Here is a 14,905-nt window from a genome sequence, read left to right as displayed (position 1 = left end):
AGGGACTCAGCGGCCGCGCGCTAAGATCGCCCACGTGACGTTAGATCTATTTCAGGACCCTGTTGAGCTGACCAAAGCGCTGATCGACATCCCGTCGCCGTCGCATGAGGAAGAGCAGATCGCCGATGTGATCGAGGAGGCCCTGCGCGCGTTGGACGGCGTGGAGGTGACCCGGCGCGGCCACACGCTCATCGCGCGCACGCACCGCGGGTTGGGGCAACGGGTGGTGCTGGCAGGGCACATCGATACGGTGCCGATCGCCGACAACGTCCCGCACCGCGTTGAGGGCGATACGCTGTTCGGCTGCGGCTCGGTGGACATGAAATCGGGCCTGGCCTGCTATTTGCACGCGTTCGCCACGCTTTACGACGCTTCTTCCCTCACCACCGACCTGACCCTGATCTGTTACGAAGCCGAGGAGGTCGCCGCCCAATACAACGGCCTGGCACACTTGGAGCGGGATTGCCCGGAGCTGCTCGACGGCGACTTGACGCTGCTCGGCGAGCCGTCAGGAGCGATTATCGAGGCCGGATGCCAGGGCACGATCCGCGTGTTCGTCGACGCCCGCGGCACGCGCGCCCACTCGGCACGCGCGTGGCTGGGACACAACGCTATTCACGACCTGGCCGGGGTGCTCGGCCGCGTGGCGGCCTACGAGCCGCGCACGGTCACCATCGCCGGGTGCGAATACCGCGAGGGCCTCAACGTCGTGGGGATAAGCGGGGGAGTGGCCACCAACACCATCCCAGATGAGGCGCGGCTGACGGTGAACTTCCGCTTCGCTCCGGACCGCTCGTTGGAGGACGCCAAAGCGCACCTTGAGTCCGTCCTAGACATTGACGAGAGCCTTGAACTCACCTACGACGATGCGGTCGGCGGCGCTCTGCCGGGTCTCGACGACCCCGTCGCGAAGGGTCTGCTGCGCGCCGTCGGCGGGAACTTCCGTGCCAAGTTCGGATGGACGGATGTGTCGCGGTTCTCTAGTCTGGGGGTTCCGGCCGTGAACTTCGGCCCCGGCGACCCCGGCTTTGCCCACAAGATTGATGAGCAGTGCCCGGTGGATCAGATCCGCACCGTCGCCGACTCTCTGCGCGAGTTCCTCGCTCCGCAGAGTAGGTAAGAGCTGGCAGATGCCGGCCACCTTATAAGTTCAGCACCCCCGCACCCTACGCAAAGGCAAGTTTCCCCCGTGGCCCCACAGATCACACCCCGCCCGGACAGAAACCGCACGCTGTCCGGCCCGATTCTCAAGCGCAATAGAGATAAGGACGGGAGTTCGACCTATGACCAGCGCCTGCTCGAGATGGGCCGCGCCGATCACGATTGGAAGCACGCGGATCCGTGGCGCGTCATGCGCATCACCAGCGAGTTCGTCTCCGGTTTTGATGCACTGCAGGATCTGGGCTGGGCCGTGACTGTTTTCGGGTCGGCACGCCTGGGCGAGGGCACCCCGGAGTACGAGCAGGCCCGCGAGTTGGGCAAGGCCCTTGTTGACGCTGGGTACGCCGTCATCACCGGCGGCGGCCCCGGCCTGATGGAAGGCCCGAACCGTGGCGCGCACGAGGCACAGGGCATGTCCGTCGGGCTGGGTATTGAGCTGCCGTTCGAGCAGGGGCTCAACGACTGGGTCGACCTGGGTCTGAACTTCCGTTACTTCTTCGCCCGCAAGACGATGTTCTTGAAGTACTCCCAGGGCTTCATTTCCCTGCCTGGCGGCTACGGCACGATGGACGAGGTTTTCGAGGTCCTCTGCATGATCCAGACCGGCAAGGTGACAAACTTCCCGATGGTCCTGTTGGGCACCGAGTTCTGGTCCGGCCTGGTCGACTGGATCCGCGGTCAGCAGCTCGCCCGTGGCCTGATCTCTCCGGGTGATGATGAGCTTTTCCTTGTCACCGACTCCGTCGAAGAAGCCGTGGAGTACATTTGCGCGTCCCACCGCGAGATGACCGACCCGCGGAACATTCACACGCCGCACCAAGCCTGATGGGTGAGATGGCCCGGATCATGGGCATCCTCAACCGCACCCCGGACTCCTTCTACGACAGGGGCGCGACGTATGCCTTCGACAGCGCCGTTGAGCGAGCCCGCCGAATTGTCGCCGAGGGCGCGAGCATTATCGACGTCGGAGGTGTCAAGGCTGGTCCCGGCGACTCCGTCAGTGTGGCGGAGGAGATCGACCGGATCGTCCCGCTGATTGCTGCGGTCCGCGAGGAATTCTCCGCAAGCACCGTCGACATTTCCGCCGATACGTGGCGCCCGGAGGTCGCCGAAGCCGCGATTGCGGCGGGTGCCACCATCATCAACGACACATGGGCGGGGTGGGAGCCGGAGCTCGTTGAGGTCGCCGGCGACCACAAGGTCGGCTACGTCTGCTCCCATACGGGTGGTGCCACCCCGCGGACACGCCCGCACCGGGTGCATTATGACGACGTGGTCGCTGACATCATCGCCGAAACCACCGCGCTGGCCGAGCGCGCAGTTTCTTGCGGCGTGCCGGAGGACAAGGTCTTCATCGACCCCACGCATGACTTCGGCAAGAACACTTTTCACGGCTTGGAGATCCTCCGGCGTGTCGATGAAATCGTCGCCACCGGTTGGCCCGTCCTCATGGCTCTGTCGAACAAGGACTTCATCGGAGAGACACTGGGCAAGAACGGCCAGCCCGTCGGGGAGCGCGTGACCGGAACGCTCGCCGCGACGGCGTGGTGCGCTGCCCGCGGTGTCGCGGCCTTCCGCGTCCACGAGGTCGCCGACACCATGGACGTGCTCTACATGACCGCCGCGATCCAAGGGACTGTACCGCCCCGGGACACCGTCAGAGGGCTGGGCTGATGCGCGTTTCAGTCGTGGTGCCGGCGTTGGATGAGGGGGAGACGGTAGGGGGCGTCGTCAAGCAAGCGCGTGCGTCGGGTGCTGATGAAGTTCTTGTCATCGACTCGGATTCGCGCGATGACACGGCGCAGCGTGCGGCAGAGGCGGGCGCGACCGTGGTGAACTGGCGCGACATTGACCCGCAACCTGTGCGCCCCGGCAAGGGGGAGGCGTTGTGGCGCGGGGTGAAGGCGGCGAGCGGCGATGTCGTTGTGTTTCTCGACGCTGATGTCACCACCGTCGAACCGTGGTGGGTCGATACGCTCGCCGCACCGCTCGAGGACCCGGCGATCCACCTGGTCAAGGCCGCGTACCGCCGCGCCAACGACGGCGGCCGCGTCACAGAACTGACCGCGAAACCCCTGCTGCGCCTGTTCTTTCCAGACGTGCCGCAGCTGGACCAGCCACTCGCCGGCGAGTACGCGATTCGCCGCGAGACTGCCCTGCGCCTGCCGTTCGCCGCGGGGTATGGCGTGGAGGCGGGACTGCTTATCGACGTCACCACCCACCACGGCCCCGCATCCGTCACCCAAGTGGACCTCGGGTTGAAAACCCACCGCAACCGGCCGTTGACGGAGCTGACGCAGATGTCCGAAACGGTCGCGCGGACCATTCTGTCGCGCGCAGGGGTGCTCGAGCCGCACGCCGAGCGTCCGCCGTGGGTGCGGTAATATCCCCAGCATGCTGTCTTGGTTGCTGCTCATCCTCGTCATCGCCGCCATCGCCGTGTTCGGCGCGTGGGTGTCCGCGTCGATCTTCGGCCGCGGCGAAGTGCTGCCGCCGATGGATGAGCCGCACGACGTCATTCAAGCCAACCGCGCCGCCGTCGAGGGCGGCCGCATCGACGACATCGCGCTCGAAGTCGTCCCGCGCGGGTACCGCCAGGATCAGGTGGATGCACTCGTGGAGCAGCTCGTCGCCAAGTGCGGGATAGCCCCTGGGGCGGTCCCGGAGCTGGCTCCGGCCGCGCCGAATGAGCGTAAGATTGTAGACACCTTAACCGAGGGTTCTGAGCGAGGATCCTCTCACCTACATGTCGAGGAGTGACACTGCATGGCTGCAATGAAGCCACGTACCGGAAATGGTCCCATGGAGGTTGTGGAGGAAAGCCGCAAGATTGTCATGCGCATTCCGTCCGACGGTGGCGGCCGTCTCGTTGTGGAGCTGAACAACGAAGAGGCGGCTGAGCTGGGCAACCTGCTGCTCGGCGTCGCAGGCGAGTAAGCCGCATGCTGCGAGATATTGTCGACGTTCTCGCTGACCCCGTCGACGGCACACCTTTGCACGGCGCAGATGATTTCGCGCGTCTGGTGTCTGAGTCCGGGCATTCCTACGATGTAGCACGCCAAGGGTATGTCACGCTCGCGTCCGGTGCGGGCATCGCGCATGAGGGTGACAGCCCGGCGATGGTCGTTTCCCGCGAGGCGTTCTTGTCGCGTGGGCACTTCGCGCCGTTCGTGGAGACAGTCACCGAACGCGTCCTCGACGCCCTTGCGCTTAACGACGATTCCTCCGATCCCTCCGCCCCCACCATCCTCGAAGTCGGTGCCGGCACCGGTTACTACCTGGCCCACACGCTCGATGCGGTGGACGGGGCACGCGGGGTCGGTGTGGACATTTCGGTCCCGGCGGCGAAACATCTGGCGAAGTCGCACCCGAGAGTGGGCGCGATCGTCGCGGATGTGTGGCAGGGGCTGCCGGTGCGTGACCAGTCCGTCGACGTGATCACGGTCATCTTCGCGCCGCGCAACCCGGCCGAGTTCGCCCGAGCGCTTGTTGGCGGCGGTGAGGCGATCATTCTCACGCCTCAATCCGGCCACCTCGACGAACTGCGTGAGCCGCTGGGGATCCTCGGCGTCGAGGAGGGCAAAGTCGAGCGAATGCTTGAGCAGGCCGCCGGCTACCTGGAACCGGTCGGCGACGCCCCGCACGAATTGGTCGAGTTTCCCATGAAGCTCGACCGCGAATCGATTGCCGCCCAGGTGGGGATGAGCCCCTCGGCACGCCATCTCGCCCCGGAGGTTCTCGCTGAGCGCGTCGCCGCTCTACCGGAGACGATGACGGTGACGGCGCGGGCGCAGCTCACCCGTCTGCGGAAGGTCTAGGCGAGAAGGACCCAGCGCGCGGAGTGTTTAGCGCGCAGCGCCGCGGCGCCACTGGTTGAGGATCTGTGCGTCGCCGGAGGTGCTCACACGCAACCCCGTCGCGCCGACCTCGGGCCAGAAGCGGCTGGAGAAGGTGACGGCGCCGCCGCCGGCGAAGATTTCGAGGGCGGAGCCGTCGATAAGCACGGAGATGTGGTCCTCGTCCTCGTCGTCGAGCGAGGCGGAGGCCGGATCACCGTCGTGCCTGTCCACGGTGATCTTGTCGCCGGAGTGGGTGATGGTCACGCAGACGTTGTCGGCGGCGTCGACAATCTCGACCTTCACTTCGGAGCCGGCAGGGATGTCGCACATGCCGGTCCACAGCATCGCATGCTCGGTGGCGTCGACGGCGGCGGGCAGGCCCGGAGCGGGGGTCTGGTAGAGCTGCCCGCCGGCGAGGGTGACAACGCGCGGCAGGGACAGGGCGTTGGCCCAGCCTTCCGCTGCCCAGGACGGCTGGGATGTCGGGTCGCCGCCGCGGCCGGTTTCTGCGAGGAGGCCGAAGATGCGGGCTTCGGCGTAGCGCTCGTCGTCGGAAAGCGTGCCGGGCACGAAGTTGGTGGTGCGGGGGCGGGTGAAGTCGTGGCCGTGGTCGATGCGGCTAAACGGTGCTTTGACGGTGAATTCGTTGCCGTTGAGCTCGCCGATCAGGTAGCCGGACAGGTCCCATTTGTCCAGCTCTTGGGTGAGGAAGAGGACGTCGTAGATGAAGCCGTCGACCTCGTCTCGCAGGCGGAAGATGCGCGGAGCGACGACGGGGACGTCCGAAGGAATGCCGGTGTCGCCGACGAAGCGCAGCGGGCCGATGAGCGTCCAGGTGTCCTCTTCGGCGGATTCGAGCACGACGGGCACGGGGTTGTCGGCCTCGCCGGTGCTGGCGAGCATGAGCCAGCCGGATTGGCCCTGCTCACGGTCGTCGGAGGCACTCCAGTCGGGCACGACGCAGGGGGAGCGGAAGCGGATGAAGCGGCCCTTGTCTTTCACCACTGGGCCCATGCGGCGCACACCGGGGTCGACCTGGTGGGAATCGTCGATGTTGTCGCAGAGGGAACCGATGTCGTCGATACGCGCGACCTGGATCGTGGTGCCCGCAGAGGTCTCGGATGTGAAGTAGAGGTCGGTGCCTGCGGGCCCGGCGACGACAGAACCGGCGAGTACGCGCGTTTCGCCGCCGACGGGCGCGATGACGTCGTTGCACTCGTAGAAGTCGAACGGGTTGCCCTCGGAGAACTTGTGCGCCCAGCGCGCGGGTGCGCCCGGTTCGGTTTCGTACTGGTAGAACAGGTGCCAGTTGTCGCCGTCGCGAAGCATGCCGGCAGCGGCGTCGAGGATGCCGTTGTCCGCAGTGACGTGCAGTTCCGGTCTCAGGGTGCTCAACTGTGCTCCTTTGTTAGATCAGCGACTTGTAAATGTCGACGGTCTCCTGGGCGATCTTGTCCCAGGTGAATTCTTTCTTCACGCGCGTCAGGCCTGCTTGCGCGTAGCGTTTGGTCAGGTCGGTGTCCGCGGCGAGCGCGTTGACGGCTTCGGCCAGATCCTTCTCGAAGGTTTCTGTGTCATCTTTGTCGTAGTGGACCAGGGTACCTGTCTCACCGTCGACGACGACCTCCGGAATGCCGCCCACGTCGGAGGCGACAACGGCGGTTTCGCACGCCATGGCTTCGAGGTTGACGATGCCCAGCGGCTCGTACACCGACGGGCAGACGAAGATGTCGGCCACGGAGTAAATCTCGCGGATTTCTTCCTTCGGCAGCATGTCGGTGACCCAGTACACGCCTCCGCGGCCTTCACGCAGCTTATCGACGAGCGCCTGCGTCTCGTCCGCAATCTCCGGCGTATCCGGAGCACCCGCACAGAGAATGATCTGAATGTCCTCGTCGAAGTCCTGGGCCGCCTTGACCAGGTGGGGGACACCTTTTTGGCGGGTGATGCGGCCGACGAACGCGACGACGGGCTTGGAGGTGTCTACGCCGAGGCGCTCGATGACACCGTTGCTCTCTGCGTCATCAGGGGCGACGCGGTGCCAGTCTTCCGTGTCGATGCCGTTGAGCACGACGTGGACTTTGTCTTCGCCGATGTTCGGGTAGGCCTCAAGGATTGCCTTCTTCATGCCGGTGGAGACACCGATGACCGCGTCGGCGTTTTCCATCGCGTTCTTCTCGGACCAGGAGGAGATGTCGTAGCCGCCGCCGAGCTGCTCGCGCTTCCACGGGCGGTCCGGTTCCAGCGAGTGGGCAGTGACCACGTGGGGGACACCGTGCAGGAGGCCAGCAAGGTGGCCGCCCAGGCCGGTGTACCAGGTGTGCGAGTGGACCACGTCGACGTTGTCGGCGGCATGCGCCATCCGGAGACCAGTGGACAGCGTCTTGATCGCGCCGTTGGCCTCGGTCAGTTCCGGGTCGACGCCGTGGACGTAGATGTTCTCGCCCTCGCGCGGTTCGCCCATGCAGTGGACGTCCACGTCGACGATGTCACGCATAAAACGGGTCAGTTCAGTCACGTGGACACCTGCCCCGCCGTACACTTCCGGCGGGTACTCGCGGGTCATCATTCCGACTCTCATGCTTTCCGAGACTAGTGACATTTCAAACCGTGCGCACGGATGGGATTTTCCCTAGTCTGGGCAGTATGAACAGTCGCCAGCCGAATGTCCTCGCCATCGTCCTCGCCGGCGGTGAAGGCAAGCGCCTTTTCCCGCTGACTCTCGACCGTGCCAAGCCTGCCGTGCCCTTTGGCGGTAACTACCGCCTCATCGATTTCGTACTGTCCAACCTGGTCAACGCCGGATATATGCGCATCGCTGTGTTGACGCAGTACAAGTCGCATTCGTTGGACCGTCACGTGGCTACCGCGTGGAACTTCTCCGGCCCGACGCACCAGTACATCGCGTCCGTGCCGGCGCAGCAGCGCCTGGGCAAGCGCTGGTACCAAGGGTCGGCGGACGCGCTGCTGCAGTCGCTCAACCTGATCTTCGACGAGTCTCCGGATTACGTTTTGGTCTTCGGCGCCGACCACGTCTACCGCATGGACCCGGCGCAGATGGTGGAGGACCACATTGCGTCCGGCAAGGAATGCACGGTTGCTGGCATCCGCGTCCCGCGCTCTGAGGCCACGGCGTTCGGGTGCATCCAGGCTGACGAGGACGGCTCCATTACCGAGTTCCTGGAGAAGCCGGCTGACCCTCCGGGTACCCCGGACGACCCGGATGTTACCTACGCGTCGATGGGCAACTACTGCTTCTCCACGGAGGCGCTCATCACCGCTCTGCGCGAGGACAATGTCAACGAGGCTTCTGAACACGATATGGGCGGCGACATCATCCCGTTCTTCGTGCGTAAAGGCCAGGCCAACGTCTACGACTTCTCCTCCAACGAGGTTCCGGGCGCGACCGAGCGAGATAAGGGCTACTGGCGTGATGTCGGTACGATCGACAATTTCTATGACGCGCACATGGATCTCATCTCGATCCACCCGGTGTTCAACCTCTACAACAAGTCCTGGCCGATTCACTCGACCGAGGACGAGAACCTGCCGCCGGCAAAGTTCGTCTCCGGCGGTATTGCGCAGGAGTCCATCATTGCGCCGGGTTCGATCATTTCAGGTGCGACGGTGCGCAACTCGGTGCTGTCTACTGACGTGCACGTCGAGGACGGCGCGACGGTCGAATCTTCAGTCCTCATGCCGGGTGTGCGCGTGGGGAAGGGCGCGGTTGTCCGTCACGCGATCCTGGACAAGAACGTCTACGTGTCTGACGGCGGCACGGTGGGCATCAACCGTGCCCACGACGAGGAGCGCGAGTTCAAGATCTCTGACGGCGGGGTCACCGTCGTGGGCAAGGGCGAGGTCGTTTACTAGCCTTTTCGCGTCACCAGCGTCACGCCAGCATCTAGCGGAAGACGCGTGACGACGGCCCCCTCAAACCCCTCCACAACCTCATCCGCTTCACGGGCGGCGAGGGTGTCGCGGTCTTTCCGGGAGGGGTCGGCGATGGTGCCGTCGAGAAGCGATCCCACGACCACGAGGGTGCCGCCGGGGCTGAGCAGTGGCCATGCGGCCTCGATCGCGGCCGGCAGGTCGACGGGCTCAACGTCCATGTAAACCACGTGGTACGCCTGCGTTGCTAGGCGGCCAAGAACGTCGAGCGGGCGCGACGGGAGGAACCGGGTGCGCGAGGTGGGGTAGCCCGCTTCGCGGAACAGCGCTTTCGCGCGGTTTTGGTGGTCCGCCTCTGGATCGATACAGGTCAATGTGGATTTTTCGGGCAGGCCGTGGAGGATGTGCAGCCCGACGACACCAGCGGCCGGGGTGATCGCCACCGCACCCGTCGCGCCAGAACTCGCCGCACCTGCGCCTGCAGCCAGAGTGCCCAGCAGGTTGCCGAGGGCGGGGGAGGGGGCGGTGAGGCCGTACTCGGCGGCGTCGGCACGCGCGATGGCATGGTTGGCATCCATCGGCGCGGATTCGATGTAACTAGTCAGGGAAGTAAATGCAGAATCGCTCACGCGCCTCATCCTACTGGGCCGCGGGGGCAGGGACTGTCAGCAACTTGGCAGGACCTGTTATGGCGCGCGGAAAGCGGATGGTGGACAATAACACCATGAGTTTGGCATCCTCCGATCAAGAGCTAAGCGGCACGGCCGCATTCGACGCGGGGCACTCTGCGATGCCGACCTGGGCGGAGCTCGTGGAGGAGCACGCCGACAGCGTCTACCGTCTCGCGTTCCGTCTTTCCGGTAACCAGCAGGACGCGGAAGACCTGACGCAGGAAACGTTCATGCGCGTGTTCCGCAGCGTGAAGTCCTACAAGGCGGGCACCTTCGAGGGGTGGTTGCACCGCATCACCACCAACCTGTTCCTGGACATGGTGCGCCACCGCAGCAAGATCCGGATGGAGGCTCTGCCGGAGGATTATGAGCGTGTTCCGGGCACCGCGATGACGCCCGAGCAGGCATATACCGTCTCCAACCTGGACCCAGCGCTGCAGGAGGCGCTCGACGAGCTCAGCCCCGAATTCCGTGTCTCCGTCGTGCTGTGTGATGTGGTGGGCATGAGCTACGAGGAGATCGCCAAGACGCTCGGGGTGAAAATGGGCACCGTCCGCTCCCGCATCCACCGTGGCCGCAGCCAGCTGCGCGACTCCCTTGAGGCGAAAGCCCGCACCAATGAGGGGGCCCGCGAACTCATCCGCGCACGCTAAAGGGGTCCCAGCATGCGCCAGTTCGATTCCATCGACCACTTGAGTTATGAAGCCGTCGCCGCGCTTATCGACGGAGAATTGTCCCCCTCCGCTACCCAACGCGCCCATTCGCACCTCGCCGAATGCTCGGATTGCCGGGAGGAAACGAAGCGCCAGCAAGCGGCTGCTGCGGCAGTGCGGTTGCACAATGGGGATGGGTGTTTGCGGGCGCCGCGTTCGCTCGTCGAAAAGCTCGCGTTGATGACGGATGATGAGATCCCCGCCGAAGAAACGCACTCGCTGTGGTCGAAGTTGCGCGGCGGGTTAAAGTGAAGGTGTGTTTGATTCCATCGGCTGGCTCGAGATCTTCGTTGTCATTCTCGTGGGCCTCATCGTCATCGGGCCCGAGCGCCTGCCTGGAGTCATCGAAGATGTCCGCGCCGCGATTTTCGCTGCCCGCCGCGCCATCAACAACGCCAAGGCCGAGCTGAACGGCGAATTCGACCAGTTCGAGGAATTCCGCCAGCCGATCAACACCGTCACCGAGTACGCCGCGATGGGCCCCAAGCGCGCCATCGCCAAAGTGCTTTTCGACGAAGAAGGCGACTACCTCGACCAATTCGACCCCCGCACAATGATGGGTGAGGACCCGCACTTGGCATCCTCCGGTAAAGCGACCGGTTCCACCGCCGCGAGTTCCGGATCGGGTTCTACCGCAGCGCAGCAGACCCAGCCGCAGCGCCCGCGCCGCCGTCAGCCGGGGGTGAAGAAACAGGAGCCGCCGCAGCCGCCGCCGCAGGCTTCGGGCGGAGGTTTTTCCTGGGCCGACGTGACCTAGAGCCGCGACCCGCTTATCACGGTGAGCTAACTGTGTATCCCAGATCCTCTAGCACCGAAATTGCAGTTGGAATGTTGTCCCGGATAACCGAGCTGGCTTGTAGTTCGTAGAATTTATCGCGGCTTTCGTCAAGGTGGCGCTGCCAACCGTCCCGCGGCCTAGCTCCGAACTCCTTGACTAGTAGTTCGATGACATCTTCAAGACTAACTCTGAATCGTCGATGACCCATCGGGAAGTGAACGTCTTGCTGGTGCGCTGCGGCATCGTATTTTCCGGCTCGCGCGAGGAGTAGGCCCAACGGCACCGAATCAGAATGAAACTGAAAATGACTAGACGGTTTGTTTCGAGCATCGCGTTCATACTCGAACCGCACGATCGGAACGAACTTCTGGAGAGCCTTGAACTGCACCTTGTAACTACTCGTTTCGATGGCTATCTGGGTTCCATCGGAACTCGTGCAGAGACGATATTCGCAGCGGAGGCTCAAACGGTCGCTCCCTGACTGCTCAATTTCCAGTGATTTTGTCAGGTTAAAGGTTGCACGGTTTTTATCTTTGGAGATGAGAAAGTCGCTCAACTCGGTTCTGCCGACGAGAGTGTCGTTAAGTAGGTCCTCGCTTTGCGAGGAGAAGTGGTGAACTTTCGCACTAAAAGTCTGCGAGTCCAAGGGATTCTAACCCTCGATGAGCCAGTTCAGAGATTCGTAGCGGTTGAGCAGACGCTCTTCTTCGAAGTTGATCGCACCCGCGTCTTTCAATCGGCGGAGCACATCAACGGTGTAGGGGGCCATTTCGTTCTTGACGCTGGTGAGCTGCTCCCGGAGCTGAGCTTCACTGAGCTCCTTGAACACAGGTGCTGACATGATTCCTCCTTCGCACTGAGAAACGTGACGTATTCGGGATGTATGCCACAAGAATACTGAACAAGTCAGCAGCCCGCGAATGGCTCGCCAGGTCGGGTGGGACCGCGCTAGTTACCCGTCACGCCGAGATTGAGGTTCTTGCCCGCCAGGGACTCTCGGCGCACCTTGAGCTTCTCAGCGATAGCGTTGATCGCCTGCGCCGAGGGGGAGTCAGGGGCGGAGATGGCGACGGGTGTGCCGTCGTCGCCGTGTTCGCGCAGCGAGGGATCGAGCGGGATGGAGCCGAGCAGGGGAACGTCCTCGCCGGTGATGAGGGAGAGGCGCTCGGCCACGTGCTCGCCGCCGCCGGTGCCGAAGATATCCAACATGGTGCCGTCAGGCATGGCCATCGCGGACATGTTCTCGATGACGCCGGCGATCTTCTGGCCGGTCTGCTGGGAGATGGAGCCGGCTCGCTCGGCGACCTCCGAGGCGGCGGCCTGCGGGGTGGTCACAATGATCAGCTCTGCGTTGGGCACGAGCTGAGCCACAGAGATGGCGATGTCACCGGTTCCCGGCGGTAAATCCATGAATAAGACGTCGAGCTCGGACCAGTACACATCGGTGAGGAACTGCTGAATAGCCCGGGTGAGCATGGGGCCGCGCCAGACAACGGGAGCGTTGCCTTCCACGAACTGGCCGATGGAGATGTGGCGGACGTCGTGGGCGATCGGGGGGAGGAGCATCTCGTCGACAACCGTGGGGCCTTGGCCGGCCGAGCCCATGAGGCCGGGGACAGAGTGGCCGTAGATATCGGCGTCGAGAATGCCCACGGTCAACCCCTGGGCCGCGAGCGACGTCGCCAGGTTGACTGTCATCGAGGACTTGCCGACACCACCCTTGCCCGACGCGACCGCGAACACGCGCGTCGTCGAACCGGGCTGAGCGAACGGAATGACCGGATCGGACTTGTCACCCTTGAGACGCTGCGCCAACGCGCGGCGCTGCTCCTCGCTCATGGTGTGCATGGTCACGCTGACTTCGCCGACGCCGTCGAGTTCCTCAAGCACCGCGCGCACGTTGCCGTGGATAGTGTCGCGCATCGGGCATGCCGCGATGGTCAGATAGATGCCCACGGCGACATCGCGGCCTTCGATCCGGACAGATTCGACCATGTCGAGGTCGGTGATCGGTTTGCCGATCTCGGGGTCGTCGACACGCGCGAGGGCGTTGCGGACAGCTGCTTCAGTAATTGGTGCGGTGTCACTCATCGTGGGAACAGTATATGTCAGTGCTCAACCTGCTCCTAGCCTGGCATTACAATCATGGGAGTACGCGATATCTATTACCGAATTGAGGATTAGCAGCCATGACCCAGCCGTATAACCAGCAAGCCCGCCCGCAAGCGTTGCAGCGCCCGTCCGGGTGGCCGGTCGGTAGCTTCAATACCTACGCCGAGGCGCAAGCTGCTGTCGACGGCCTGTCCGACCGAGAGTTCCCCGTCGAGAACCTCACCATCGTCGGTGTGGACCTGATGCAGGTGGAGAAGGTCACCGGGCGGCTGACTTGGGGGCGCGTCCTGGGCGGCGGTGCGCTGTCGGGCCTGTGGCTGGGTCTGTTCGTCGGTCTGCTGTTCGCAATGTTCAGCCCCAACGTCTGGGGTTCGCTGTTCACCGCGCTCGTTATCGGTGTCATCTTCGGCCTCATCTTCGCGGCCGCCGGTTACGCATTCACGCAGGGTAAGCGCGACTTTTCCTCCATGACCACCATCGTCGCCGGGCGTTACGACGTCCTCTGCGAAGCCTCCCAAGCCCCCCGCGCCAGGGACATGATCAACCAAATGGGCAAGCCGGGACAGCCCGCGCCGCAGCGGGAGCAGATCCAGCAGGGGCAGCCGCGGGAGCCGCATGTTGGTGCCCAGCCGCACGAGCCGCACGAGCCGCAAGCGCGTCCTCAGACCGCCCAGCCGGAGCCCACGCTGCATGAGCGCCCGGTTCAGCCGGAGGCGTCGGAAAGCTACCGCGTTGAACCGCGCGACCACGCTGAAACCAACATTGACCCCGACAACCCGGCTCACCCGGAGCGTTAAGTGCTGGGGAGAAAACTCGCTGTCAACGTCCTCGCAGTGGCGACTGCGCTGACGCTTTCGTCCTGCGCGCAGGACGGTTCTGAACCGGTGGTCATTGCCGCCGATCCTTCCGATCCGGAGCAGTGGGTGCTTGCCGAGATCTACCGGCAGGTCATTGAACTCGACGGCCGCCCGGTTGGGATCGTCGGAGTTGAACTCGCGACTGCCTCAGACAAGCTGGAAATGCTCCAGTCGGGTGAAGCGAATCTGGGAGTCTTCTGCTCCGGCACCCTTGTGGAAGGCGAGAACCCCGGTGAGGAAGCGAAACTTCGCGCGCAGATCGCCACCGCCAATGAAGAAGACCTGGATGTCCAGGACGCGACCTACGATGCTGCTGCTGGCACGCTCCCCGGTGACTTCATGACGTTGGATCCTTCGCCAGCTCAAGGGTGCGAACCCGAGGACGACGGCGGTGCTTTGCAGAATCCGGAAAGCACACGCGGGGTTGAGCCGATACGCGGGGACAACGCGAAACCGGAGGACGATATCCCGGAGGGACAGCCCCCAGAAGGGCAACCCACGGACGCACCGCCAACGGACGCACTACCCACGAACGCACCGCCCGCCGAGGCGAACGAGCAGGAGACTCTGCCACGCAACATCATGCCCGTCTTCAAGGTGGGATTGTTCGATCGTGGTATCCGGCAAGCGATGCATAAGGCCACCCGCGCGCTGAGCACGGAGGATCTCCAAAAGCTGGTCGAGCGGACGAAGACGGAGGGCGATCCCTCGCGTGCTGTGAATGATTGGATGATGGAGAAGACCGGTATGGGCGCTGAACTCCAGCGCATCGTCGAAGAGGGCGAAGCCCGGGACTCCTAAGCAGAGCCCAACGCACGACGGAAAGCCCGCCACCCGGAGGTTGAACTCCAGGTGGCGGGCTTTAGGTTGTCTAAGGGGAGGG

19 protein-coding genes are annotated in these 14,905 nt (G+C 64.0%); 13 read left to right on the top strand and 6 right to left on the bottom strand.

From position 1 onward, the window contains the following. Positions 1-34 precede the first annotated feature (34 nt). From dapE to KBX17_RS07585, 7 genes are all read left to right on the top strand, one after another. The gene (dapE, locus tag KBX17_RS07615) at positions 35-1,120 is read left to right on the top strand and encodes a succinyl-diaminopimelate desuccinylase (protein WP_256004506.1); all 1,086 of its coding nucleotides are present in this window, start codon (positions 35-37) and stop codon (positions 1,118-1,120) included. 69 nt (positions 1,121-1,189) lie between these two features. After that, the gene (locus KBX17_RS07610; RefSeq protein ID WP_256019197.1) at positions 1,190-1,987 is read left to right on the top strand and encodes a TIGR00730 family Rossman fold protein; all 798 of its coding nucleotides are present in this window, start codon (positions 1,190-1,192) and stop codon (positions 1,985-1,987) included. Next, positions 1,987-2,835, top strand: coding sequence for a dihydropteroate synthase (gene folP, locus KBX17_RS07605; protein WP_256019195.1), 849 nt, complete (start codon positions 1,987-1,989; stop codon positions 2,833-2,835). Before KBX17_RS07610 ends, folP begins: the two co-directional genes overlap by 1 nt. Next, positions 2,835-3,545, top strand: a complete 711-nt coding sequence (locus tag KBX17_RS07600; RefSeq protein WP_005290790.1) for a glucosyl-3-phosphoglycerate synthase — start codon at positions 2,835-2,837, stop codon at positions 3,543-3,545. The genes folP and KBX17_RS07600 overlap by 1 nt, the downstream gene beginning before the upstream one ends. A 10-nt stretch (positions 3,546-3,555) precedes the next feature. Continuing rightward, on the top strand, positions 3,556-3,921 hold the full coding sequence (locus tag KBX17_RS07595; protein WP_255995269.1) for a cell division protein DivIVA: 366 nt from the start codon (positions 3,556-3,558) through the stop codon (positions 3,919-3,921). Positions 3,922-3,927: 6 nt separating this feature from the next. Beyond that, positions 3,928-4,098 (top strand): DUF3117 domain-containing protein, encoded by a 171-nt coding sequence (locus tag KBX17_RS07590; protein WP_083770323.1) that lies wholly within the window; start codon positions 3,928-3,930, stop codon positions 4,096-4,098. 5 nt (positions 4,099-4,103) lie between these two features. Next, positions 4,104-4,979: a methyltransferase domain-containing protein gene (locus tag KBX17_RS07585; RefSeq protein WP_256019193.1), complete on the top strand. Its 876-nt coding sequence runs from the start codon at positions 4,104-4,106 to the stop codon at positions 4,977-4,979. Positions 4,980-5,006: 27 nt separating this feature from the next. Here the strand turns inward: KBX17_RS07585 and KBX17_RS07580 are convergent, their stop codons facing one another. Both KBX17_RS07580 and glgA read right to left on the bottom strand, forming a co-directional pair. After that, positions 5,007-6,395, bottom strand: coding sequence for a GH32 C-terminal domain-containing protein (locus tag KBX17_RS07580; RefSeq protein WP_256019187.1), 1,389 nt, complete (start codon positions 6,393-6,395; stop codon positions 5,007-5,009). A gap of 13 nt (positions 6,396-6,408) precedes the next feature. Next, positions 6,409-7,581, bottom strand: coding sequence for a glycogen synthase (glgA, locus tag KBX17_RS07575; RefSeq protein WP_256019185.1), 1,173 nt, complete (start codon positions 7,579-7,581; stop codon positions 6,409-6,411). 65 nt (positions 7,582-7,646) lie between these two features. Here glgA and glgC point away from each other — a divergent pair, with 65 nt between their 5' ends. After that, entirely contained in the window at positions 7,647-8,873 is a 1,227-nt protein-coding gene (gene glgC / locus KBX17_RS07570; RefSeq protein ID WP_256019183.1) for a glucose-1-phosphate adenylyltransferase, read from the top strand. Here glgC and KBX17_RS07565 read toward each other — a convergent pair. Beyond that, the gene (locus tag KBX17_RS07565) at positions 8,870-9,529 is read right to left on the bottom strand and encodes an O-methyltransferase (RefSeq protein WP_256019182.1); all 660 of its coding nucleotides are present in this window, start codon (positions 9,527-9,529) and stop codon (positions 8,870-8,872) included. The two genes, glgC and KBX17_RS07565, sit on opposite strands and share 4 nt — an antisense overlap. 50 nt (positions 9,530-9,579) lie before the next feature. On the opposite strand from KBX17_RS07565, the gene sigE reads away from it, so the two are divergent. The 3 genes from sigE to tatB are packed head-to-tail and all read left to right on the top strand — an operon-like array spanning position 9,580 to position 11,032. Next, a complete protein-coding gene (gene sigE, locus KBX17_RS07560) occupies positions 9,580-10,215 on the top strand; it encodes an RNA polymerase sigma factor SigE (RefSeq protein WP_370687594.1) in 636 nt (211 codons plus the stop codon). A gap of 12 nt (positions 10,216-10,227) precedes the next feature. Next, positions 10,228-10,527 carry a zf-HC2 domain-containing protein gene (locus tag KBX17_RS07555; RefSeq protein ID WP_256019180.1) on the top strand — a complete coding sequence of 100 codons (300 nt, stop codon included), beginning with the start codon at positions 10,228-10,230 and terminating at the stop codon, positions 10,525-10,527. 4 nt (positions 10,528-10,531) lie between these two features. Continuing rightward, the gene (gene tatB, locus KBX17_RS07550; protein WP_256019178.1) at positions 10,532-11,032 is read left to right on the top strand and encodes a Sec-independent protein translocase protein TatB; all 501 of its coding nucleotides are present in this window, start codon (positions 10,532-10,534) and stop codon (positions 11,030-11,032) included. Between the two features lie 16 nt (positions 11,033-11,048). On the opposite strand, the gene KBX17_RS07545 is transcribed toward tatB, so the two are convergent. The 3 genes from KBX17_RS07545 to KBX17_RS07535 all read right to left on the bottom strand — a co-directional run bounded on the left by KBX17_RS07545 (position 11,049) and on the right by KBX17_RS07535 (position 13,144). Then, on the bottom strand, positions 11,049-11,699 hold the full coding sequence (locus tag KBX17_RS07545) for a hypothetical protein (RefSeq protein ID WP_256004522.1): 651 nt from the start codon (positions 11,697-11,699) through the stop codon (positions 11,049-11,051). Between the two features lie 6 nt (positions 11,700-11,705). After that, a complete protein-coding gene (locus KBX17_RS07540; RefSeq protein WP_040423784.1) occupies positions 11,706-11,894 on the bottom strand; it encodes a hypothetical protein in 189 nt (62 codons plus the stop codon). A 107-nt stretch (positions 11,895-12,001) separates the two neighbouring features. Next, positions 12,002-13,144: an Mrp/NBP35 family ATP-binding protein gene (locus KBX17_RS07535; protein ID WP_256019176.1), complete on the bottom strand. Its 1,143-nt coding sequence runs from the start codon at positions 13,142-13,144 to the stop codon at positions 12,002-12,004. A 98-nt stretch (positions 13,145-13,242) separates the two neighbouring features. Here KBX17_RS07535 and KBX17_RS07530 point away from each other — a divergent pair, with 98 nt between their 5' ends. Next, positions 13,243-13,962, top strand: a complete 720-nt coding sequence (locus KBX17_RS07530) for a general stress protein (protein ID WP_256019175.1) — start codon at positions 13,243-13,245, stop codon at positions 13,960-13,962. Then, positions 13,963-14,823, top strand: coding sequence for a hypothetical protein (locus KBX17_RS07525; RefSeq protein ID WP_256019173.1), 861 nt, complete (start codon positions 13,963-13,965; stop codon positions 14,821-14,823). Positions 14,824-14,905: the final 82 nt, after the last annotated feature.

This window comes from Corynebacterium sp. CCUG 65737 (assembly GCF_024454115.1).
GTDB classification, from domain to species: domain Bacteria; phylum Actinomycetota; class Actinomycetes; order Mycobacteriales; family Mycobacteriaceae; genus Corynebacterium; species Corynebacterium genitalium.
The sequence above is the reverse complement of the archived record's forward strand: the minus strand, read 5'-3'. Positions and strand labels throughout refer to the sequence as shown.